The following is a 22,201-nucleotide window of genomic DNA, read 5'->3' as shown; positions in this document are numbered from 1 at the left end:
AGTGATGTGAAATCACGCAAGGGTTGTGATAGCATCATCAGGGCACCGCGGGGTGGCAAACCGGCAAAGAGGTAATTGAATGCCCAAGGCGAATCCCAGAGGGCCCAACCCGATCGACGTCCATGTCGGCGCTCGGATCCGGTTGCGCCGCCAACTGGTCAAGATGAGTCAGGAAAAGCTCGGTGACGAACTGGGTGTCACCTTCCAGCAGGTCCAGAAATACGAGCGTGGCGCCAACCGCGTCGGCGCCAGCCGGCTCTACCGGCTGTCGCGCGTGCTGGACGTGCCTGTGCAGTTCTTCTTCGAAGGGCTGGGCGAGCGATCGGCCGCCACAGGCATGGCGGAAGGCGACCAGACGCCCGTTGTCTACGACTTCATCCAGAGCGCCGACGGTGTGTCGCTGGCCGAAGCCTTTTCGCGCATCCAGGACTCCAAGGTCCGGCGGCGCGTTCTGGAACTGGTCCGCACGCTGGCAAGCGAAGCCGATGAGGGTGCGCTCGCGCACTGAGGCGGCGGGTCTGCGACGCAAGGGATGTCAAGCGGTCGCAAAACCGCTAAATGCCCGCGCATGAGCAAGACCCCGAAACCGGACGCACCGGAATTCCGCCTGTATGGCCGTGCCCAGGGCAAGCCGCTCTCGGCGCGCCAGCAGGGGCTGGTCGACGATCTCCTGCCGCGCATCGGCCTGCCTGAAAGCGGGCCGGTGGACGCGGCTGAGTTGTTGCCGCACTGCCGCCGGCAGGTGCTGGAGATCGGCTTCGGCGGCGGCGAGCATCTTGCCGCCCAGGCCGCGCGTGCGCCGGAGACCGGCTTCATCGGCATCGAGCCCTTCCTCAACGGCGTCGCCAAGGCGCTGACCTATATCGACGAACAGGGTCTGGAGAATGTCCGCCTGGCCCGCGCCGATGCGCGCGAGCTGCTGCCGCGTTTTGCCGATGCCAGTCTCGACCGGATTTTCCTGCTTTTCCCGGACCCCTGGCACAAGAAGCGCCACGCCAAGCGCCGTTTCGTGCAGCAGACCACGCGCGACGCCTTCGCCCGGCTGTTGAAGCCCGACGGCCAGCTGCGCATCGCCACGGATGTGAAATCCTATGCCGACCACTGCATGAGCGAGTTCCGGCAGGATGACCGCTTTGTCTGGCAGGCCGCAAAAGCCGACGACTGGCGCATCGCCCCGGCCGACCACATCACCACCCGCTACGAAACCAAGGGCCTGGGCGACTGCGCGCCGGTGTTCATGGATTTCGTGCGCTCCTGACGCTCATCTTGCATCATCGACCCTTCGGGCGTATAAGGTGCCCATTACATGTTCGATCGCATCGGATGATGCTATCGAGCGGTCGCTTCCGGCGGCCGCTCTTTTTGTTGATGGAGACACGGGTCCCTTGAAGACCAAGACCCCGCAGGACACCCGCATTCTCGCCCTCGTCGACCCGGTGGCTGCCGAGCTCGGCCTGGAAATCGTGCGCGTGCGCGTCATGTCCGGCAAGAAGCCGCGCCTTCAGATCATGACCGACCGGCTGGACGGCACCGGGGTGGATGTCGACGACTGCGCACGCCTGTCGCGCGCCCTGTCCGACGTGTTCGAGGTCGAGGATCCCGTTTCCGGAGAATACGATCTTGAGATATCCTCTCCGGGTATCGACCGGCCGCTGACCACGCTGGCGCACTTCGCGCGCTGGGAGGGTTACGAGGCCAAGATCGAGCTGGATCGCATGGTGGAAGGCCGCAAGCGCTTCCGCGGCATGCTGGCCGGTGTCGAGGACGGCAATGTCCTCCTCGACATGGATGGCGAAGAGGACACCGCGCTGATCCCGTTCGACTGGATCGCGGATGCCAAACTTGTACTCACGGACGCCTTGATCGAGGCGGATTTGAAAGCGCGCGGCGGCAATGCGCCCGCGCAGACTGAAGGAGACGAATGATGTCGCTGTTTACGGCAAAAGGGATTGCCCGATGAGCATTGGTGTTAGCGCCAACCGGCTCGAGCTGCTGCAGATCGCCCGTGCGGTCGCTGCCGAGAAATCGATCGACGAGAGCATCGTCATCGAGGCCATCGAGGAAGCGATCCAGAAGGCTGCGCGCTCGCGCTACGGTGCCGAGAACGACATCCGCGCCAAGATCGACCCGAAGACGGGCGAGCTGTCGCTGACCCGTAACATGACGGTCGTCGAAGAGGTCGAGAACGAGAGCCAGGAGCTCACGCTGGCCGACGCGCAGAAAATCGACAAGACCGCCGAGATCGGCACCGTCTTCTCCGACGAGCTGCCGCCGATCGAGTTCGGGCGCGTCGCCTCGCAGACCGCCAAGCAGGTCATCACGCAGAAAGTGCGTGAAGCCGAGCGCCAGCGCCAGTTCGAGGAATACAAGGACCGTGTCGGCGAAATCGTCTCCGGCATCGTCAAGCGCGTCGAGTACGGCAATGTGATCATCGATCTGGGCCGCGCCGAAGGCATTATCCGCCGCGCCGACGGCATTCCGCGCGAGAACCTGCAGAACAATGAGCGCGTGCGCGCCTACATCTACGATGTGCGCGAAGAGGTCCGCGGTCCGCAGATATTCCTGTCGCGGGCGCATCCGGACTTCATGGCTGCCCTGTTCGCCCAGGAAGTGCCGGAAGTCTACGAAGGCATTATCGAGATCCCGTCGGTCGCCCGCGACCCGGGTTCGCGCGCCAAGATCGCCGTGATTTCCAATGACAGCTCGATCGACCCGGTCGGCGCCTGTGTCGGTATGCGCGGTTCGCGCGTGCAGGCCGTGGTGTCCGAACTCGCCGGCGAGAAGATCGACATCATCCCGTGGTCCGACGATCCGGCCACCTTCATCGTCAACGCCCTGCAGCCGGCGGAAGTCGCCAAGGTCGTGCTCGACGAGGAAGACCAGCGCATCGAGGTCGTGGTGCCGGACGAGCAGCTCTCGCTCGCCATCGGCCGCCGCGGCCAGAATGTCCGCCTGGCCTCGCAGCTGACGGGCTGGTCGATCGACATCCTGACCGAGGAAGAAGAGTCCGAACGCCGCCAGAAGGAATTCGCCGAGCGGACCCAGCTCTTCATCGCGGCCCTTGATGTCGACGAGGTCATTGCCCAACTTCTGGCTACGGAAGGTTTCTCGGACGTCGAGGAAATCGCCTATGTCGACCTCGGCGAGATCGCCGTGATCGAAGGCTTCGACGAGGACACCGCCGAGGAAATCCAGGCCCGCGCCCGCGATTATCTGGACCGTCTGGCGGCCGAACAGGACGCCAAGCGCAAGGAGCTGGGCGTCGAGGACGGCGTGCTCGAGATCGAGGGCGTCGACCTGGCGATGGCCGTGAAGTTCGGCGAGAACGACGTCAAGACGGTCGACGATCTGGCCGGCCTGGTCACCGACGATCTGCGTGGCTGGTTCGAGAACCGCAATGGCGAGCGCGTGCGCGAGCCGGGCATCCTGGAAGACTTCAACCTGTCCGCCGACGATGCCGAGATGATGATCATGCGCGCCCGCGTCGCGGCCGGCTGGATCTCTGAAGAAGACCTGCCGCAGCCGGCGGTCGAAGAGGTCGAGGCTGACGACGGGGACGAGGGCGTGTTCGACGTCGAGAACATGGATCTGGCGGCTCTGGAAGCCGAGGCCGAGGCCCTGGGTCTCGATCTCGACGAGGCAGCCGAAGAGGAGAAGGAGACTGACTAGGTCTCCTGCCAGCGGCCGGGAGCGTGAACGGCGCTGCGTCGCCAGCGGCGAGGTGAGGGATGAGGCGGACCTGGTCCGCATCGCCCTCGCGCCGGATGGCAGCGTGGTGCCCGACCTGGCCGCGAAACTCCCGGGCCGCGGTGCCTGGGTTTCCGCCGACCGTGCGTCGGTGGAGCGGGCGGTGGCCCGCAAGGCATTCAACCGGGCCTTTGGCGGTCCGGTCACGGTCCCGGAGGATTTCGCCGGGACGATTGAACGGCTTCTGGCCGAGCGTGCGCTGAACCTGATGGGGCTGGCGCGCCGGGCCGGCGAGCTTGCAGTGGGGCAGGACGCGGTGCGTCTCGCCCTCAAGGCCGCCCGCCCGGCCTGGCGCATCGAAGCGTCGGACGGGGCGGCGGACGGCCGGTCGAAACTCGACCGGCTGGCACGCGCAGCCTGGGGCGATGTCCCGGTTGCGGGATGTTTCGAGGCGGAAGCCATCGGTCTGGCGCTGGGGCGCAGTCCGGTGGTCCATGCCTCCCTGTCGGAGGGACCGCAGGCGCGGGCCTTTTCGACGGTGATGCGGAAGCTCTCGGGCTTCCGGCCGCTCGACCCGCACGGGGCGGGTCTTGCGGCAGATGCGAAATGAACCGCCTTCGCGGTTGCGTCCGGGCCGGAGCTGGCTAGTTTAGCGAGCCTTCAAACCGGACGAGCAGGTTTGGATAGTGCGCCGCACCGGCATTCGGCTACCGGGGCGGAACGTGGAACGAAAGCCGATTTGGAAGGCTCGCATGAGCGACGCAGACGACAACAAGTCCGGCCGCCGGCCGCTCTCTTTGAAACGATCCGGCTCCGGCACCGTGCAGCAGAGTTTTGCGCGCGGACGCTCCAAGGCCGTGGTGGTCGAGAAGAAGCGCAAGCGTGTGGCGACACCGGGCAAGGACGGAGCTCCGGGAACCGGCAAGGGTGCCGGCGGCGCGGCCAAGGGCGGCGAAAGCGCGCTTGCGGCCAAGGCGCGCCAGCTCGGCCTGTCCGAAGAGGAACTGGTCGCCCGTCAGCGCGCCATCGCCCGGGCCCGGGCCGAGGCGGCTGACCGCGACGCGCTGAAGAAGAAAGAGGCCGAGGAACGCGCCCAGCGCGCCGCGGACGAACAGCGCCATCTCGAGGAACAGCGCGAGCGCGAGGAACGCGAAGCGCGCGAAGCCGAGGAAGAGGCCCGCCGCAAGGCTGACGACGAAGCGCGTCGCAAGGCGGAAGAAGAGGCGGCCAATCTGGCAGCGGCCCAGGATGCGCCGCGCAGCGATGACGAGCCGCGCCGCAAGGCTGCGCCGGCCAAGGACAAGGACGAGCCGCGCCGCGACCGTCGCGATGACGGCGAGGACGCCGCGTCGGCGCTCGAGGCCATGGGTGGCCGCGTCAAGCGCAAGGGCAGTGCCGGTCCCGGCCCGGCCAAGGCCCAGCCAGCCCGTGCCAAGACCGACAATCGCCGCCGCGGCAAGTTGACGATCCAGAATATCGTCGATGGCGACGAGGAGCGGCAGCGTTCGCTCGCCTCGGTGCGCCGGGCCCGCGAGCGTGAAAAGCAGCGCCGTCAGGATACCGGCACCGGCCGTGACAAGATCGCCCGCGATGTGGTCGTCCCGGAAGCCATTACGGTGTCCGATCTGGCCAACCGTATGGCTGAACGCGCTGTCGACGTCGTCAAATACCTGATGAAGCAGGGCCAGATGGTCCGCGTGAACGACGTGCTCGATGCCGACACCGCCGAACTGGTGGTCGAGGAGTTCGGTCACATCGTGAAGCGCGTCTCCGAGTCCGACGTGGAAGAAGGCTTCATCGCCGAGGACGATCCGGAAGAAAGCCAGGTCGCCCGTGCGCCGGTCATCGCCGTCATGGGTCACGTCGACCACGGCAAGACCTCGCTGCTCGACGCGCTGCGGGCCACCGATGTGGCCGCCGGCGAGGCGGGTGGCATCACCCAGCATATCGGCGCCTACCAGGTGCAGCTGAAGGGTGGCGAGAAGATCACCTTCCTCGACACGCCGGGCCACGCGGCCTTCTCGGCCATGCGTTCGCGCGGTGCCGAGGCGACCGATATCGTGATCCTGGTCGTGGCGGCCGACGACAGCGTCAAGCCGCAGACCATCGAGGCGATCCATCACGCCAAGGCGGCGGGTACGCCGATCATCGTGGCGGTCAACAAGTGCGACAAGCCGGACGCCAATCCGCAAAAGGTCCTCACCGACCTGCTGCAGCACGAGATCGTCGTGGAAGCGATGTCCGGTGACGTGCAGTCGGTGAATGTGTCGGCCAAGAAGCGCGAAGGTCTCGACGAGCTGACCGAGGCGATCAACCTGCAGGCCGAACTGCTCGACCTGAAGGCCAATCCCGACCGGGCCGCCGAAGGCGTGGTCATCGAAAGCCAGGTCGACAAGGGCCGCGGCTCGGTGGCTACGGTGCTGGTGCGCCGCGGTACGCTGAAGCGCGGCGATATCGTCGTCGCCGGGTCGCAGTGGGGCCGGGTGCGTGCGCTCGTCAACGAGCGCGGCCAGCAGCTGGATTCCGCAGAGCCGTCCGTGCCGGTCGAGATTCTCGGCCTGGCCGGTGCGCCGGAACCGGGCGAGGTCTTTGCCGTCGTCGAGAACGAGGCCCGGGCCCGCGAGATCGCCGATTATCGCCAGCGCAAGGAGCGTCAGGCGGCCGGTGCGGTCAGCGGCGGCGGTGCCTCGCTCGAGCAGATGATGGCGCGCCTGAAGCAGGACCAGACCCAGGAAATGCCGCTGCTGGTGAAGGCGGACGTGCAGGGTTCGGCCGAGGCGATCAAGCAGTCGCTCGAGAAGCTGGGCAATGACGAGGTCCGCGCCCGCGTCATTCACGCTGCCCCGGGCGGTGTGAACGAGAGCGACGTGCTTCTGGCCAAGTCGTCCGGTGCTCCGGTCTTCGCCTTCAACGTCCGCGCCAACAAGCAGGCCCGCGAGCTGGCCGAGCGTGAAGGTGTCGAGATCCGCTACTACTCGGTGATCTACGACGTGCTGGACGACGTGAAGAACACGATGGAAGGCATGCTGGCGCCGGAGAAGCGCGAGAACTTCATCGGTTACGCGGAAATCCTGGAAGTGTTCAACATCACCAAGGTCGGCAAGGTCGCCGGTTGCCGCGTGACCGAAGGCGTGGTGAAGCGCGGCTGCGGCGTGCGCCTGCTGCGCGACGACACGGTGCTGCACGAGGGCAATCTGAAAACCCTCAAGCGCTTCAAGGACGAGGTTCCCGAGGTTCGTGCCGGTACCGAGTGCGGCATGGCCTTCGAGAATTACGACGACCTGCAGAAGGGCGACCAGATCGAGTGTTTCGAAGTGGTCGAGATCGCCCGCAAGCTGGACTGACCGGTTCGGCCGAACAGCTGGCATTGAAAAAGGGCGGCTCCGGCAGGGGCCGCCCTTTCTGCATCCCGCTACAAGGGCCGGTGGATCACTCGGCGGCCGGGATCAGCCCCTGTTCGGGATTGGCGTAATTGGCGTAGTCGTCATGACGGATCACCACGCCGTCGCGCACCGTCACCACGGTGACCTGTTCGGCGCGCCAGCGGAAATTCTGGCCCTCTGTACGTGCGGGATAGAGCGCGTTGACATGGCCCATGAAGACAACGCGGCCATTGCTCTCGAACACGGTGTCCCACTCGAAGCCGAGCTCGATCGGATTATAGCTGGCGCTGAAGCTGCGCAGCGCCTCCATGACCGCCTCGCGGCCCTCGTACAGGGCACCGTCCTGGCCATAGTCCGGACCCATCGCGGTCGGGTCGGCGAACACCACATCCTCGGCCAGATACCCTTCCATCGTATCCCAGTCGACGGCGGAATAGTGTTCCATGTACTCGCGGGCGAAACGCTCGGTCTCGTTCATCTCCTGCGCCCAGGCTGCGGGCATGCAGAACAGGCCGGCCATCATTGCTGCCGCGACGGTATGTTTTCTCATGCAGGTCCTCGTCAGTGATCGCCGGCCGGATCGATCTGCGCCATGCCGGCATAATCGGTATAGTCGCGATGCTCGACGACCTGGCCGTCCTGCACCGTGACGATGGTGACAATGGGAAAGCGGTAGTGCCGTTCCCCGTCTTCCAGCGCGTAGACAGCAGTGACCGCGCCGTCAAAGACGGTGCGTCCGGACGCCTGATAATTGCGATCGACGGCATATTCGAGCCGTTCGATATTCCACGAACGCAATCCGCTGAGGATGGCCTCGCGGCCCTGCCAGTCGATCGGCGGTGTGATTGCGCCGACATCGAAGGAGGTCGGGTCGACGAAGACGGCGTCCTCGGCATAGAGCCCGGCCAGGGCGTCGAAATCCTGCGCCTGGTAGGCGGCCAGATAGGCCTGTGCGACCGGGGCCTCCGGCGGTGCATCGTCCTGCCGGGCGACCAGCGCCATCATGATCACGAAAAAGCCGGCAACCGACTTGTCCATCTGCGTTCTCCTCCCCGCGGCGGTGAGCGAGACTAGACGCGGCGTCCGGCCGGAGCCATTCACGCTTTTGCGAGCGCTTGCCCTGCAAAGCCGGGCGCATGCCTTGCATCGCGGCGGCAAGAGGCGTACACCCCCGCGCCCCGGACCCGAACCGATGGAGCGCGTCATGGCCAGACATCAGCATCGCAACGAAACCAAGGGCCCCTCGCAGCGCCAGCTGCGCGCGGGTGAGCTTATCCGTCATGCGCTGGTCGACATTCTCGCCCGCGAGGAGCTGCGCGATCCGGATCTGGACGGTGTGCTGATCTCGGTCACCGAGGTGCGGCCCAGCCCCGATCTGCGCCAGGCGAAAGTCTATGTCGCACCGCTCGGCCAGGGCGACCAGGTGCGTCTGGCCGCGGCGCTCAACCGCGCCGCCAGCTATCTGCGCGGCAAGCTGGGACGTGAGATCGACATGAAGTTCACGCCGCAGCTCAACTTCCATCCCGACAACAGTTTCGACACGGCCAGCCATGTCGACGAATTGCTGTCGCGGCCGCAGGTGAAGCAGGACCTCAGACACGATCATCCGGGCGAGGACGAGGACTAGGCCGGACCGCCCGGTTGCACGCGCCGGGCCCGTCGTCTAGACACCCGCCCTTTCTGACCGCTCTTGCGCATCCGGGTCCGATCCCCGGCGAAAGAAGGAGACTTGTATGGCCCGTCGCCGCAAGGGGCTGGACGTCCATGGCTGGATCGTCCTGGACAAGCCGCTCGACATGACCTCCACCCAGGCCGTCTCGGCTGTGCGCCGCATCTTCAATGCCAAGAAGGCCGGCCATGCCGGCACGCTCGACCCGCTGGCCTCCGGCCTTTTGCCGATCGCGCTGGGCGAGGCGACCAAGACCGTGCCCTTCGCCGTGGAGGGCGAGAAGATCTACCGCTTCACGGTGAAGTGGGGCGAGCGCACCGACACGCTGGATACCGAGGGCGAGATCGTCGCCACGTCGGATGTGCGTCCGGACCGGGCGGCGATCGAGGCGGCGCTGGCCGGCTTCATCGGCGATATCGAACAGGTGCCGCCGGTCTATTCGGCGATCAAGGTGGATGGCGAGCGTGCCTACGACCTCGCCCGCGACGGCGAGGCGGTCGAGCTGGAGGCCCGCCAGGTGCATGTCTCCGCGCTGAGCCTGATGGACTGCCCCTCGCCCGATATGGCGGTGCTGGAGATGCGCTGCGGCAAGGGCGTCTATGTGCGTTCCCTGGCCCGCGATCTGGCCTTTGCGCTGGGCACGGAGGGCCATGTTGCGGCGCTGCGCCGGATCCGGGTCGGCCGTTTCGATGAGGCTGAATCCACAAGACTGGACGTATTGGAAGAAATGGCCCATAAGGGCGCCGCTTCGGAAGCTCTGCTCCCGGTTCAGACCGCGCTGGACGACATCCCGGCCCTGGCCGTGACCGAGGAGGAAGCCTTCCAATTGAAGCAAGGACGCTCGATCGTCCTGCTCCCGCGTCAGGCGCAAGAGCTGAAAACGCAGCGACGCCCGCTCTCGATTGCGGGTCGGGACTGCAGCTTCTCGGCTTTGGCGACCTGCAAGGACCAGGCAGTCGCGATCGGCGACGCCAGAGCCGGAAAATTCCAGCCCTGGCGCGTTTTCAACCTCACCCCGTGAACGGGGCGACATAACGCGTTTTAGGAGAACACGATGTCGATTACGCAAGAGCGCAAGACCGCGCTCATCAAAGACAATGCTCGCGGCAACACGGATACGGGTTCGCCCGAAGTCCAGGTGGCCATCCTGACCGAACGGATCGCCAACCTCACCGAGCACTTCAAGAGCCACAAGAAGGACAACCACTCGCGTCGCGGCCTTCTGAAAATGGTTTCCCAGCGTCGCCGGCTTCTCGACTACCTGAAGAAGAAAGACGAAGCGCGTTACACGGCGCTTATCGAGAAGCTGGGTCTGCGCCGCTGATCCGCGACCACATCCGTACGAAAGACGATATGTTCGATATTCAGAAAGAAACGATCGAGTGGGCGGGTCGTCCGCTCACCATCGAAACCGGGCGGGTCGCCCGGCAGGCAGACGGCGCGGTCATGGTGACCTATGGCGAGACCACGGTCCTCGCCACCGCCGTCGGTGTCAAAACCGCGAAAGAGGGGCAGGACTTCTTCCCCCTCACCGTGAACTACCAGGAAAAATACTTCGCCGCCGGCAAGATTCCCGGCGGTTATTTCAAGCGCGAAGGGCGTCCGACCGAAAAGGAAACCCTCACCTCGCGCCTGATCGACCGTCCGATCCGCCCGCTGTTCGCACCCGGCTTCAAGAACGAAGTCCAGGTGATGATCACGGTCCTGTCGCATGACATGGAAAACGATCCGGACGTGGTCGGCATGGTTGGCGCCTCGGCGGCGCTGGTCCTGTCCGGCCTGCCCTTCATGGGCCCGATCGGCGCAGCCCGCGTCGGCTATATCAATGGCGAATACGTCATCAACCCGCATGTCGACGAAATGCCGGAGAGCGCTCTGGACCTCGTCGTTGCAGGGACGAGCGATGCCGTGATGATGGTGGAATCGGAAGCCAAGGAGCTGTCCGAGGACATCATGCTCGGTGCCGTCATGGCCGGCCACAAGGCCTTCCAGCCGGTGATCGACATGATCATCAAGCTGGCCGAAAAAGCCGCCAAGGAACCCTGGGACTACCAGCCGGCCGATTACTCGGCCGAGGAAGCCAAGGTTCGCAAACTGGTCGAAGCCGACCTCGCCAAGGCCTACACCATCACCGACAAGACCGAGCGTTATGCAGCGGTTGGCGCGGCGAAGGAAAAGGCCGTGGCCGAGCTGGCCCTGACCGAAGAACGCCCCGACGGTATCCCGGGCACGGTTCTGAAAGATGTGCTGAAGTCGGTGGAAAGCTCCATCGTCCGCGGCGGCATCATCAAGACCGGCAAGCGGATCGACGGCCGTTCGCTCGACCAGGTCCGTCCGATCGTGTCGGAAGCCGGCATCCTGCCGCGCACGCACGGTTCGGCCCTGTTCACCCGCGGCGAGACCCAGGCGATGGTTGTCGCCACGCTGGGTACCGGCGAGGACGAGCAGTTCATCGACGACCTGACCGGCACCTACAAGGAAAAGTTCCTGCTGCACTACAACTTCCCGCCCTACTCGGTCGGTGAGACGTCCTTCCGTCTCGCTCCGGGCCGCCGGGAAATCGGCCACGGCAAGCTGGCCTGGCGTGCGGTGCGGGCTGTCCTGCCGAACCATGAAGACTTCCCGTACACGGTCCGTCTCGTCTCCGAGATCACGGAATCGAACGGTTCGTCTTCCATGGCCACGGTGTGCGGTTCCTCGCTGGCCCTGATGGATGCCGGTGTGCCGATCACGCGTCCGGTTTCCGGTATCGCCATGGGTCTGATCAAGGATCCGGACGGCGTTGCCGTCCTGTCCGACATCCTGGGTGACGAAGATCACCTGGGCGACATGGACTTCAAGGTCGCCGGCACGTCCGAAGGCATCACCTCGCTGCAGATGGACATCAAGATCGCCGGTATCACCGAAGACATCATGACGACGGCCCTGGCACAGGCCAAGGGCGGCCGCATGCATATCCTCGGCGAGATGGGCAAGGCGCTGGGCGAAGCCCGCACCGAGCTCGGCGAATTTGCGCCGCGTATCGAGACCATCACCATTCCGACCGACAAGATCCGCGACGTGATCGGTTCGGGCGGCAAGGTGATCCGGGAAATCGTCGAGAAGACGGGTGCCAAGGTCGACGTCAATGATGACGGCGTGATCAAGGTCTCCTCTTCCGATGCCGCCTCGATCAAGGCTGCCCTCGACTGGATCCACGGTCTGACCGCGGAACCGGAAGAAGGCCAGATCTACAAGGGCAAGGTCGTCAAGGTGATGGACTTCGGTGCCTTCGTGAACTTCTTCGGCCCGAAGGACGGTCTCGTCCACGTGTCGCAGATGAAGAACGAGCGCGTGAAGCACCCGTCCGACGTCGTGGCCGAAGGTCAGGAAGTCTACGTCAAGCTGCTCGGCTTCGACGATCGCGGCAAGGTCCGCCTGTCGATGAAAGTCGTCGACCAGGAGACCGGCGAAGAGATGAAGGAAGAAGCCGACGCCGAATAAGGCCCGCTTCATCCCGACTGAAACGAGACGCCCCCGCAGCTTCCGCCTGCGGGGGCGTTTCTTTTTCAACACACTGTAAAGTCAGTATCATTTATGCGGCACTCGCGGCTTGCAGCCGCAAAACAGCCTGCTAATACCCCCATCTCTTTTCGGGATTTCCCGGCGCGATACGCCGGCAAAGGGGACGTTTCAGTGAAAACCATTCTTCTGACCACCGCCGCCCTCATGGCGGTGAGCGGTGCCGCTTCCGCGCAGGACCATGATGTCGAATACACGGCGCTGGGCCGCCACATCCGGGTCGACCCCGCGCTCACCGCGCAACTGGCCGACACCCAGGAAGGCCTGACCCAGGATGTCGCTTTCCTGCTGCGCGCGCGCCAGTCCGGCCGGCTCGATGCGAACACGCTGACCCTGGGCGGTTTCTTCAAGGGCGCCTATTTCCACGAAACCACGGATACGGCCGGCAAATTCCCGATCCTCAACCGCTTTCCCGACCAGCACGGCTCCGGCGAGGAAAACTCCGACTTCGTGATCAACGCCGCCGGCCTCACCTTCACCGGTGCCGTGGGCGACTGGCTGACCGGTTTCGTGCACACCGAGTATTCCGAAGTCACCTTCACGCGCGACCAGAACCAGTTCCAGACGCGCGAATACTATGCCGTCCTGGGCAATCTCGATGTGTTCGGCGGCTATCTGGCCTATGGCCGCAAGACGATCGATTTCGGCGAGCAGTTTGGCTACAACCCCTTCACCCACTCGATCAACCAGCACTTCTTCTGGGCCCTGGCCGACGAGCCGGTGCTGGAGCTGGGCTATATCGCCGATACCTGGCGCGTGTCCGCCACGGCGGCGACCGGCGAGCGCATGCTGCGCGTCGGCTTCACCACGGACCGGGATGGCGGTCTGGGCACGAATTACGCCCTGAAGGCCGAGCGCCGCTTCGATCTGGGCGACGACCGGGCCCTGCGCGTGTCGGCCAGCTATCTGCACGACACGATCTACAACAATAATTTCACCGCCCACACGGTGCAGGCCGTCGACCGTTTCTCGCCGCCGAACGCGCCGCGTCCGCCGCTGGTCTATATCGAATACCGCACCGGCCTGTGGGACATCGCCGCGGAATACACCACGCCGCGCTATGATCTCGCCGTGGAATACACCCGCTCGACCGATGTCTGGTCGGCGACCGCCTTCAACACGGATGCCGGCCAGGCTTTCGACGGCAATCGCCATCTCGATGCGCTCACCGTGATGGGCCGCTACCGCACCGAGCTTCTGGGCTATGATACCGATCTCAGCGCGGTCTTCTCCCACACCACGCTCGGCCCGGACAATACCGAGTTCGACGAGGCCTTCCAGCACGTGCTCGGCCTGGAAATGCACCTCACACCGCAGCTCGATCTGGGCGTGGAATACGTCTTCAACGACGGTTTCCAGCCCTTCGTCGGCATCCAGGACGTCTCCCTGTCCGGCGTCCAGTCCAATGTCGGCATCGTGGGTATCAAGGCGCGGTTCTGATCTGTCGCTGAAGTAGCAGACCGGGCCTCGCCGTTTGCCAGACGGGGAGGCCCGGTTTATCCCGCCGGGCGGGAGGTCCGGCGAAGCGATGGAAACGGCGCAGCAGCATGTCCAGGCGGCGATGGATTATATCGAGGCGCATCTCGATACGCCGCTGCCGCTCGACCGGGTCGCTGCCGCGGCCGGTCTGACGCGCTATCATCTGCACCGGTTGTTCCAGGCCCATTATGGCGAAGGGCTGAAGGCCTATATCCGCAAGCGCCGTCTGACATGGGCCGCCGCCCGGCTGCGCGGCAGCGATGTGCGCATCCTGGATCTCGCGCTCGATTGCGGGTTCGAGAGCCAGGCGGCTTTCACGCGCGCATTCAAGGCTCTGTACGGCACGGCGCCGGGCCGCTATCGCGCCCGGCCGGCGCGGCGCTACCAGTCCGGCCTGCGCCCGCCGACGCCGCCCGGTCTTGCCCAGCGGCGCCGGGTTCTGCGCGCCCCGCCGGATCTGGTCGAATGGACGCAGCCGCTGACGCTCGCCGGCCGGGGCATCGGTGTCGCCTTTGAAGACCAGGCCGCCGTCGAGGCCCTGTGGATGTCCGTTCTGGACGCGGATCCGCCCGCACCCGGCGACACGCTGTTCGGCGTCACCCTGGCCGACCATCCCGCGATCGCCGACATGCCGGACCGCTGCCTGGTCTATGTCGCCGCCCGGCCGGAAGAAGGCGGGCCGGGCAAAGGCGGGGCGGACGAAGGCCTGATCGCCCTCGACATCCCGGCGGGGCCGTATGCCGTCTTCGTCCATGACGGCCCGCTCGAAACCCTGCTCGACACGGTCAACTACGCCTGGGCCAGCTGGCTGCCGCGCAGCGGCTGGGTCAAGTCGGACCGTCCGGATTTCGAGCGCTTCCGGGCCGATGCGGTCCTGGGCGGGCCGGTGCGGGTGGAGTTGTGGGTGTCAGTGGAGCGCGCCGATCGTGCCGGCGATGATGACGATACCGGCCAGGCCGAGCGCGCCGCCGAGAATGAGCCGCCGTGCACCGGCTGACAGGGCGCGCGACGGGGTTTGCTCCGGTTGCGGCCGGCGCAAATCGCGGACGGCGGAGCCGATGATGGCGAGGCCGAAGGCCAGCCCGGCAAGCTCGAACCCGATCAGGGCCGGCGACATCGGTGTCGGCGAGACCGGGAAGATGTGCAGCAGGTCGAGGGCGAAAATCGCGACATAGCCCAGCCCGTCGGCGATCACCCAGACCAGGATGTCGCGGCCGCCCCGGCGTGCCAGCGCAGCCAGCGGGATCGAGCCCAGCACCACCAGCGTGATGAAGGCGTTGAACGCGATCAGCACCGCGACGGGGATGTGTCCGAAACTGCGGTTTTCCACCGGCCCGCCCGGTATCAGGGGCGCCATCGACAGAACGGCGAGGATCAGGAGGATGGGGGTCAGGCGGCGGGCATTCATGACAGGCTCCGGGGCGGGAAACGGGACAGACCCGATGTTTAGACCCTCTGCCGGAGGCCGTTTTGACCGTTTGTGACATTGGCTCCAGCGGACTGGACAGACCCGCGGAAGGGTCTGCTATCGTGGCTTTTCAGCCGGACGGGAGGGACGGGACATGGACTGGAGTTTCGGAGATTATGCGGCCGCGGCGACCCTGCTGGCGGGCTTTGTCTTCGGCGCGGCCATCGCGCTGAAAGCCAGCGGTCAGCTGGCCTACCGGGCTGCGGCCTTCCTCGCGCTTCTGTCCGTCCTGGCGCTGATCTGGATCAATGGCGCTGTCGGCATTATCGGTTCGCAAAGCAATGCGGCCAATCTGATGTATGGCGTCGTCGTGCTGATCGCCCTGGCCGGCGCCGTCGTCGCGCGCCTGCGGGCCGCCGGCATGGCGCTCACCCTGGCCTTGATGGCGGGGGCGCAGGTGCTGATCGGCCTCATCGCCTGGCTGGGCGGGATGGGCAGTGGCTCGCCGTCCTGGCCGCAGAGCCTGATCGGCGTGACCGTGATCTTTGCCGGCGCTTTCCTGGGGGCGGCCGCCCTGTTCCGCGCCGCGGCGCGGGCTCAGGCTGCGGCCAGCCTGTCGCGATAACGGCGGCTGCCGGGGATCCGGGCGCCGCTTTCCAGCGTGATGGCGACATCGCCTTCGCCGGTCGGCGCGATCTCGGCGATCCGGGCGCGATTGACCAGCCAGGAACGGTGCACCCGCACCGCGTCGATGCCGGCTTCCGTCAGCTGTTTTTCCAGCTCAGACAGGGTGATCCGCGCCAGATGTTCACCGGCGGGCGTGTGCACTTCGACATAATTGCCGGCGGCGCGGGCGCTGTCGAACCGGTCCGCTTCCAGCCGGATGATCCGGCCGCCGCATTTCAGCGTCAGCCGATGCGTCTGGCGGGCTTCCGCCCGTGCGCCGATGGCCTCCATCCGGTGCGTCTCGATCGCCCGGAAGCCGGACAGGACGAGGAAATGCGAGGCATAGGTCAGCACGTCCTTGCGCAGCTCGTAGACGAATTCGCGCACCGGGTCCTCGAAGAAGCGGTAGTCAAAGCCGAACAGCAGGGGCGTCAGGGTCTCGCGGGTCCAGGCCATCGCGAAGATGTGGGTCGTCGCATAGACCAGCACGCCGGCGATATGGACGGGGATGGCGACAGTCCAGCGGGTCGAGGCCAGCGGAAAGCGCCGCTCCAGCAGGATCAGGCCGATGAAGAGCAGCAGGATGTAGACGACGCTGGTCGCCTCGATGAACCAGGAAAAGGCGGGGGCCATCTCCCGGCCGATGCGTTCGAAATCGGTCACCCGGGACGCCGAATTGACGGCCAGATGGCCCAGCGTCATGGCACAGGTGAACAGGCCCGCATACAGCGCGACGCGCCGGTCGGTGCCGTCCTCGATCTGACGTTCGGTCCGGGTCATGCCGTGTTCTTGCCCCTGTGCGCGCCCGGCGCAAGAGGCAGGCGCGCCGCTCGTCCCGGAGCGCCGCCGCCCGTCCCCGCGCTGCAGTCGCTCACCCCGCCGGTCCGGATATCGTCCCGCACCGCTGGGGCGATTGCGGCGGACATGCAGTCTGGCGGCGAAAGGATACCGCCATGACCCCGCTCTCCCATCCCGCCGCATCCGGGACCGTCCATCCCCGCCGCCACGATCTCGACTGGCTGCGGATCATCGCCTTCGGCCTGCTCATCCTCTACCATGTCGGCATGTTCTTCGTGCCCTGGGACTGGCATGTGAAGAGCACCCAGGCCAATGACGGCCCCGTCTACGCCATGCTGCTGCTCAATCCCTGGCGGCTGGCCCTGCTCTTCTTCATTTCCGGCGTGGCGATCCGCTATCTCTCCGACAAGCTCGGCGCCGGCCGTTTCGCGCTCGACCGGACGGGGCGTCTCCTGCCCGTGATCGTGTTCGGCATGATCGTCATCGTCATGCCCCAGACCTGGGCGCAGCTGCGTCAGGCGGGCGTGATCGAGGCGGGGCTTCTCGCCTTCTGGCCGCGATATATCCTCGGGTGGGAAATCGGTGGTATAGAAGTGCCGACGTGGAACCATCTCTGGTACGTCGTCTATCTCTTCGTCTATTGCCTCATACTGTCACCCTTTGTGCCGCTTATGAGGGCCTTATGCGACGGCTTTGTTGGCCGTATGTTGCAGGTATTGAACCGTCCCGTGACGGGTCTCATCCTGCTCGCCCTCATCCCCGTCCTGCCCTTCTGGGCCTACCGGATTTTCCTGGAACCGCATTTCCCCACGACCCATAATCTCTACTGGGACTGGGCCAATCACGCCCATCGCCTCACCATCCTGCTGATCGGCTATGCCGTTGCAAAGAATGAGGTTTTCTGGCGCGCCGCTGACCGGGTCCTGGTTCCGGCCCTGATCTACTGCGCGATCTACGCCGCCGCGCTCTGGTGGGGGCTGGGGCGTCCGGACGCCGACTGGGAGGGGCAGGCCTGGCTGAGCTGGATTTTCCGTCTGGGCCGCATCCTCTACGCTTGGCTGGCCATTCTGGCGCTGATCGGTCTGGCCCGCCGCTATCTCAATGGCGACGGTCCCGTGCGCCGCTATCTTACCGACGCGATCTTTCCCTATTATATCCTGCACCAGACGATCACCGTCCTCACCGGCTACTGGATCGCGCCGATGGGTCTGAATGTCTGGGTCGAGTTCGCAATCCTCGCCGGGGTCACGACGGCCGGCTGTGTGGCGGGCTATGAGATCGTGCGCCGCATTCCGCCGCTTCGTCCCGTGATGGGGTTGAAATGGCGATCCGCTCCGGTGCGCTGAAGTTCGAACATTACGGAATTTTCAGCGACCGGACGGAGTGTTCGCCCTATTCTCCCCGTCATCGATCGGGATACGGGGAGATAGTCATGAAACCGCTCGGACTTCACATTGCGGTACGGCGTGTTGCGCCGGCCCTGGCGCTGGCCGCTTTCGGCCTGACGCCGGTGGCAGCGCAGGAAGCCTACCGCCTGCCGCCGCAGGATATTGTCGACATCGTCGACGCCGCGCCGGCGCCCTACACCTCGCTGTCTCCGGCACGCGACACGCTGCTGCTGATGCACCGTGAAGCCCTGCCGCCGGTCTCCGAACTGGCGCGGCCGATGGAGCGTCTGGCGGGTATGCGTCTCGATGCGGCGACGAATGGCCGTCACGGTCCGCGCACAGTGACCGGGCTCAGCCTGATCGATCTGGAAACGCGCGAAGAGCGCACGATCGAACTGCCGGCCGATGCCGGTATCGGCTCGATCTCCTGGTCGCCGGACGGCTCGCGGATCGCTTTCACCCTTACCCGCAATGACACGATCGGGATCTGGGTCGCCGATGTGGCGCGCGGCCGGGCCCGCGCCGTCGTGGAGCGTGGCGTCAATGCCGTGTTCTCGCCCTTCACCTGGATGCCCGATGGCGAACGCCTGCTGGTCAGCCTGACCGATCCGGATCGCGGCGCCCAGCCGCAGCGGCCGCGCGTGCCGGCCGGCCCTGTGATCCAGGAAGCCAGCGGCTATGAAGCGCCGGTCCGCACCTATCAGGACCTGCTGAACGACGAGCACGATGCCGAACTCTTCGCCTGGCTGGCGACCAGCCAGCTGGCCATCGTCGGCGCCAATGGCCGCGGCCTGCGCCATGTGGGCGAGCCGGGCCTCTACTTCATGGCCGACCCGGCCCCGGGCGGCGACTACATCCTGGTTGGCGAGATGCGCCAGCCCTTCTCCTACCAGGTGCCCTGGAGCCGCTTTCCCGACCGGACCTTCGTGATCGACCTTGATGGCAATGAGATCGCCCAGATCGCCGAACAGCCGCTGGCCGACAATATCCCGATCGGTGGCGTGGTGACCGGCCGCCGCTCCGTCGGCTGGCAGGACTCCCATGAAGCCCGTCTGACCTGGGCGGAAGCCCTGGACGGCGGCGACCCGCGGGTCGAGACCGACGAGCGCGACAGTGTCTGGACGCTGGACGCACCGTTCGACGGTGAGCCGGTGGAGCTTCTGCGCACCGAGGACCGCTATTACGGTGCCCAGTTCACTGAGCAGGGCGAAACCGGGTTCGCCATGGAATATGACCGCGATACGCGGGTCGTGCGCCGCTGGCTGGTCGACTTCTCCGATCCGTCGGTCGAGCCGCGCCTGGCCGAGGAACGCAATATCCAGGACAGCTATGCCGATCCGGGTGAGCCGGTGATGACGCGCAACCGCTTTGGCGAGAGCGTCGTCGCGGTGACGGACGGCTATATGTACTTCACCGGTGACGGCGCCACGCCGGAAGGCGACCGGCCCTTCCTCAACCGGGTCAGCTTCGACACGTTCGAGACCGAGGAGATCTGGCGCAATTCCGGCGAGAATTACGAGCAGGTGATCGGCCTGACCGCTCCGGATGCCTCCGCCTTCCTGACCTCCTGGGAAGACCCGCAGACGCCGGCAAATGTGCGCTGGCACCGGGCGGGCGAAGAGACCGTGCAGATCACGGACTTCCCCAATCCCCACCCGCAGCTCAACGCGATCTCGCGCGAGCTGATCACCTTCGACCGTGCCGATGGCGTGCCGCTGTCCGCCACGCTCTACCTGCCCGCCGACTATGAAGAAGGCGACCAGCTGCCGGTCGTCGTCTGGGCCTATCCGCGCGAGTTCAACAATGCCGAAACTGCCGGCCAGGTCCGCGGCTCACCGTATGAGTTCACCCGGGTCGCCGGCACCAGCCCGCGCTTCCTGGTGACCCAGGGCTATGCCCTGCTGGAGAACGCCACCATGCCGATCGTCGGCGACGATCCGGAGACGGTGAATGACAGCTTCATCGAACAGCTTGTCATGTCGGCCGAGGCCGCCCGTGACGTCACGGTGGAGATGGGCTTCGGCGATGGTGAACGCCTGGCGATTGCCGGTCACTCCTACGGCGCCTTCATGACCGCCAACCTGCTGGCCCATTCGGATATCTTCCGGGCGGGTATCGCACGGTCGGGCGCCTATAACCGCACCCTGACGCCCTTCGGCTTCCAGGCCGAGCGGCGTACCTTCTGGGAAGCCTCGGACATCTATTTCGAACTGTCGCCCTTCATGCAAGCCGACCAGATCGACGAGCCTATGCTGATGATCCACGGCCAGATGGACAATAATTCCGGCACCTTCCCGATCCAGTCGGAACGCATGTTCGCCGCTGTGAAGGGCAATGCCGGCACGGCCCGCCTGGTCATGCTGCCCTTTGAGAGCCATGGCTATCGCGGCCGTGAGAGCGTGCTCCACGTGCTCGCGGAAAGCTTCGACTGGCTGGACCGCTGGGTCATGCCGGAAGAAGACCCGATGGGCGGCGGCGAAGAGGTCGCTGCGGACTAGGATGAAGCATCCGGCGGCCCCGCACGGGGCCGCCGGGCGCCTTCCTGACGGCCGAGGGCCCGCACCAGGGCGATCGCGGCCAGAACCAGAATACAGGACATCGGCAGGCCGAGCGCGATCGATGCGTTGCGGATGGCCGACAGGCCTCCGGCCAGCAGCAGGGTGATGGCGACGGCCCCCTCGCTGACAGCCCAGAAGACACGCTGGGCCCGCGGCGGGTCCGGATCTCCACCGGATGTGACCATATCGTCCACGAAGGAGCCCGAGTCCGAACTCGTCACGAAGAAGATCAGGATGACGCCGGTTGCGAGGGCCATGCTGACGGGGGCGAGCGGCAGGGTTTCCAGCAGGGCGTGAAGCGCGATGGCCGGTTCCTCGACAATACGCCGGGCCAGTTCTGTATCGCCGCTCAGGGCGAGGTCGAGACCGCTCGTGCCGAAAACGGCCAGCCAGGCGAAGGTCGCCAGACTGGGCACGATCAGCGCACCCACAATGAATTCGCCTACCGTACGCCCGCGGGATATTCGCGCCAGGAAGACGGCGACGAAGGGCGCCCAGGATATCCACCAGCCCCAGTAGAACAGCGTCCAGTCCGCCTGCCAATCATTCTCGCGCACGAAGTCGACAAAAAGCGTCGAGCGCGGCAGGGACTGGATGTAGAGACCGCTCGACGTGACGAGGCTTTCCAGGATGCGGCCCGTCGGGCCGGCGGCAAATACGAAGGCCATGAGGCCGAGCGCAGCGATCATGTTTGCCCGGCTCAGTCGCCGGATCCCGCTGGACAGGCCCGCCACCACGGAGATCGTTGCCAGCAGCGTGATGACGCCGACCAGCAGGCTCTGGACCGTTGTGGAGATCGGCCAGCCCAGGAAGCGCTCGAGCCCGGTATTGATCTGCATGGCACCGAGGCCAAGCGAGGTGGAAACGCCAAGCAGGGTGCCGACCGTGCACAGAATGTCCACGATGTGACCGGCCCAGCCCTTCATCACGGCCCGTCCGAACACGGGCTCCAGGATGTTACGCGGGGCAAGCGGCAGGCCGCGATTGAAGTGGAGCAGGGCGATCGCCAGCCCCAGTACGATGTAGATGGCCCAGGCATTCAGGCCCCAGTGAAAGAAGGTCAGCCGCATCGCTTCGCCCGCGGCCTGCGGGGTCCGGGACTCCAGCCCGGGCCGGGCCTGCATGTAGTGCGTCAGCGGCTCGGCGACAGACCAGAAGACAAGACCCGTCCCCATGCCGGCGGCGAACAGCATCGCCATCCAGCTGAGCCGGGAAAAGTCGGGCGTTGCGTCCCTGCCGCCCAGTCGTACATGGCGGGCCGGGGAGAAAAGCAGGAAGACGCTCAGCACCAAGAGGCCCGTGGCGGCCAGCATGTACCACCAGCCGAACGTTCGCGTGGTCCACGCCTGTGCGGCCTCGAAGGCCGACGCGGCCGTGTCGGTGAAGCCGGCGCCAAAGACCACAAAGCCGATCACCAGCCCTGCCGCGCCGAAAAAGACGGGCGGTTTCATGTGCGCAGTAATGCGGTTCCAGGCCGATTTCGGACCGGGCGAGCCGCTCAGGCCGGAAAACAGGGCGATAACGCGCTCCGTCGTGGCTTGCCCTCAGACTTGCGCAGATAGGGGGTGAAGGAAAGCCCGGCAAAGAAAAACCCGCGACGCACC

20 protein-coding genes are annotated in these 22,201 nt (G+C 65.7%); 15 read left to right on the top strand and 5 right to left on the bottom strand.

The genetic code is table 11. From position 1 onward, the window contains the following. Positions 1-79 precede the first annotated feature (79 nt). The 6 genes from JJ918_RS00240 to infB all read left to right on the top strand — a co-directional run bounded on the left by JJ918_RS00240 (position 80) and on the right by infB (position 7,031). On the top strand, positions 80-508 hold the full coding sequence (locus JJ918_RS00240) for a helix-turn-helix transcriptional regulator (RefSeq protein WP_291881766.1): 429 nt from the start codon (positions 80-82) through the stop codon (positions 506-508). A gap of 60 nt (positions 509-568) precedes the next feature. Beyond that, the gene (gene trmB, locus JJ918_RS00235) at positions 569-1,258 is read left to right on the top strand and encodes a tRNA (guanosine(46)-N7)-methyltransferase TrmB (protein WP_291881765.1); all 690 of its coding nucleotides are present in this window, start codon (positions 569-571) and stop codon (positions 1,256-1,258) included. A 127-nt stretch (positions 1,259-1,385) separates the two neighbouring features. Next, positions 1,386-1,925 carry a ribosome maturation factor RimP gene (rimP, locus tag JJ918_RS00230; protein ID WP_291881762.1) on the top strand — a complete coding sequence of 180 codons (540 nt, stop codon included), beginning with the start codon at positions 1,386-1,388 and terminating at the stop codon, positions 1,923-1,925. 31 nt (positions 1,926-1,956) lie between these two features. Further along, positions 1,957-3,669: a transcription termination factor NusA gene (nusA, locus tag JJ918_RS00225; protein ID WP_291881758.1), complete on the top strand. Its 1,713-nt coding sequence runs from the start codon at positions 1,957-1,959 to the stop codon at positions 3,667-3,669. Continuing rightward, positions 3,587-4,297: an RNA-binding protein gene (locus JJ918_RS00220; protein ID WP_367277613.1), complete on the top strand. Its 711-nt coding sequence runs from the start codon at positions 3,587-3,589 to the stop codon at positions 4,295-4,297. Before nusA ends, JJ918_RS00220 begins: the two co-directional genes overlap by 83 nt. Positions 4,298-4,439: 142 nt before the next feature. After that, positions 4,440-7,031, top strand: a complete 2,592-nt coding sequence (gene infB / locus JJ918_RS00215) for a translation initiation factor IF-2 (RefSeq protein WP_291881755.1) — start codon at positions 4,440-4,442, stop codon at positions 7,029-7,031. An 85-nt stretch (positions 7,032-7,116) separates the two neighbouring features. On the opposite strand, the gene JJ918_RS00210 is transcribed toward infB, so the two are convergent. Both JJ918_RS00210 and JJ918_RS00205 read right to left on the bottom strand, forming a co-directional pair. Further along, the gene (locus JJ918_RS00210) at positions 7,117-7,620 is read right to left on the bottom strand and encodes a nuclear transport factor 2 family protein (RefSeq protein WP_291881752.1); all 504 of its coding nucleotides are present in this window, start codon (positions 7,618-7,620) and stop codon (positions 7,117-7,119) included. An 11-nt stretch (positions 7,621-7,631) separates the two neighbouring features. Beyond that, positions 7,632-8,108, bottom strand: a complete 477-nt coding sequence (locus JJ918_RS00205) for a nuclear transport factor 2 family protein (RefSeq protein WP_291881749.1) — start codon at positions 8,106-8,108, stop codon at positions 7,632-7,634. Positions 8,109-8,274: 166 nt separating this feature from the next. Here JJ918_RS00205 and rbfA point away from each other — a divergent pair, with 166 nt between their 5' ends. From rbfA to JJ918_RS00175, 6 genes are all read left to right on the top strand, one after another. Beyond that, positions 8,275-8,697, top strand: a complete 423-nt coding sequence (rbfA, locus tag JJ918_RS00200) for a 30S ribosome-binding factor RbfA (RefSeq protein WP_291881746.1) — start codon at positions 8,275-8,277, stop codon at positions 8,695-8,697. Positions 8,698-8,803: 106 nt separating this feature from the next. Continuing rightward, positions 8,804-9,760 (top strand): tRNA pseudouridine(55) synthase TruB, encoded by a 957-nt coding sequence (gene truB / locus JJ918_RS00195; RefSeq protein WP_291881744.1) that lies wholly within the window; start codon positions 8,804-8,806, stop codon positions 9,758-9,760. A 33-nt stretch (positions 9,761-9,793) separates the two neighbouring features. Further along, a complete protein-coding gene (rpsO, locus tag JJ918_RS00190) occupies positions 9,794-10,063 on the top strand; it encodes a 30S ribosomal protein S15 (RefSeq protein ID WP_271187960.1) in 270 nt (89 codons plus the stop codon). Between the two features lie 29 nt (positions 10,064-10,092). Then, on the top strand, positions 10,093-12,222 hold the full coding sequence (gene pnp, locus JJ918_RS00185) for a polyribonucleotide nucleotidyltransferase (protein WP_291881740.1): 2,130 nt from the start codon (positions 10,093-10,095) through the stop codon (positions 12,220-12,222). Between the two features lie 192 nt (positions 12,223-12,414). Then, positions 12,415-13,740: a hypothetical protein gene (locus JJ918_RS00180; RefSeq protein ID WP_291881738.1), complete on the top strand. Its 1,326-nt coding sequence runs from the start codon at positions 12,415-12,417 to the stop codon at positions 13,738-13,740. An 88-nt stretch (positions 13,741-13,828) separates the two neighbouring features. Then, on the top strand, positions 13,829-14,776 hold the full coding sequence (locus JJ918_RS00175) for an AraC family transcriptional regulator (protein WP_291881735.1): 948 nt from the start codon (positions 13,829-13,831) through the stop codon (positions 14,774-14,776). Here the strand turns inward: JJ918_RS00175 and JJ918_RS00170 are convergent. Continuing rightward, complete coding sequence (locus JJ918_RS00170; RefSeq protein ID WP_291881732.1) at positions 14,687-15,187, bottom strand: hypothetical protein; 501 nt, start codon at positions 15,185-15,187, stop codon at positions 14,687-14,689. The two genes, JJ918_RS00175 and JJ918_RS00170, sit on opposite strands and share 90 nt — an antisense overlap. A 154-nt stretch (positions 15,188-15,341) precedes the next feature. Here JJ918_RS00170 and JJ918_RS00165 point away from each other — a divergent pair, with 154 nt between their 5' ends. Next, complete coding sequence (locus JJ918_RS00165) at positions 15,342-15,812, top strand: hypothetical protein (RefSeq protein WP_291881730.1); 471 nt, start codon at positions 15,342-15,344, stop codon at positions 15,810-15,812. Here JJ918_RS00165 and JJ918_RS00160 read toward each other — a convergent pair. Next, complete coding sequence (locus JJ918_RS00160; protein WP_291881727.1) at positions 15,785-16,633, bottom strand: LytTR family DNA-binding domain-containing protein; 849 nt, start codon at positions 16,631-16,633, stop codon at positions 15,785-15,787. The two genes, JJ918_RS00165 and JJ918_RS00160, sit on opposite strands and share 28 nt — an antisense overlap. 173 nt (positions 16,634-16,806) lie before the next feature. Here JJ918_RS00160 and JJ918_RS00155 point away from each other — a divergent pair, with 173 nt between their 5' ends. Next, complete coding sequence (locus JJ918_RS00155) at positions 16,807-17,997, top strand: acyltransferase family protein (protein WP_291881724.1); 1,191 nt, start codon at positions 16,807-16,809, stop codon at positions 17,995-17,997. Positions 17,998-18,083: 86 nt separating this feature from the next. Continuing rightward, positions 18,084-20,537, top strand: coding sequence for a prolyl oligopeptidase family serine peptidase (locus tag JJ918_RS00150; protein ID WP_291881722.1), 2,454 nt, complete (start codon positions 18,084-18,086; stop codon positions 20,535-20,537). Here the strand turns inward: JJ918_RS00150 and JJ918_RS00145 are convergent. Further along, the gene (locus tag JJ918_RS00145) at positions 20,534-22,048 is read right to left on the bottom strand and encodes a BCCT family transporter (RefSeq protein WP_291881719.1); all 1,515 of its coding nucleotides are present in this window, start codon (positions 22,046-22,048) and stop codon (positions 20,534-20,536) included. The two genes, JJ918_RS00150 and JJ918_RS00145, sit on opposite strands and share 4 nt — an antisense overlap. Between the last annotated feature and the right edge of the window lie 153 nt (positions 22,049-22,201).

Origin of the sequence: Maricaulis sp. (assembly GCF_017642925.1) — a bacterium.
Taxonomy (GTDB): domain Bacteria; phylum Pseudomonadota; class Alphaproteobacteria; order Caulobacterales; family Maricaulaceae; genus Maricaulis.
Note: the sequence above shows the minus strand (reverse complement) of the source record. Positions and strands in the feature narration are given on the sequence as shown.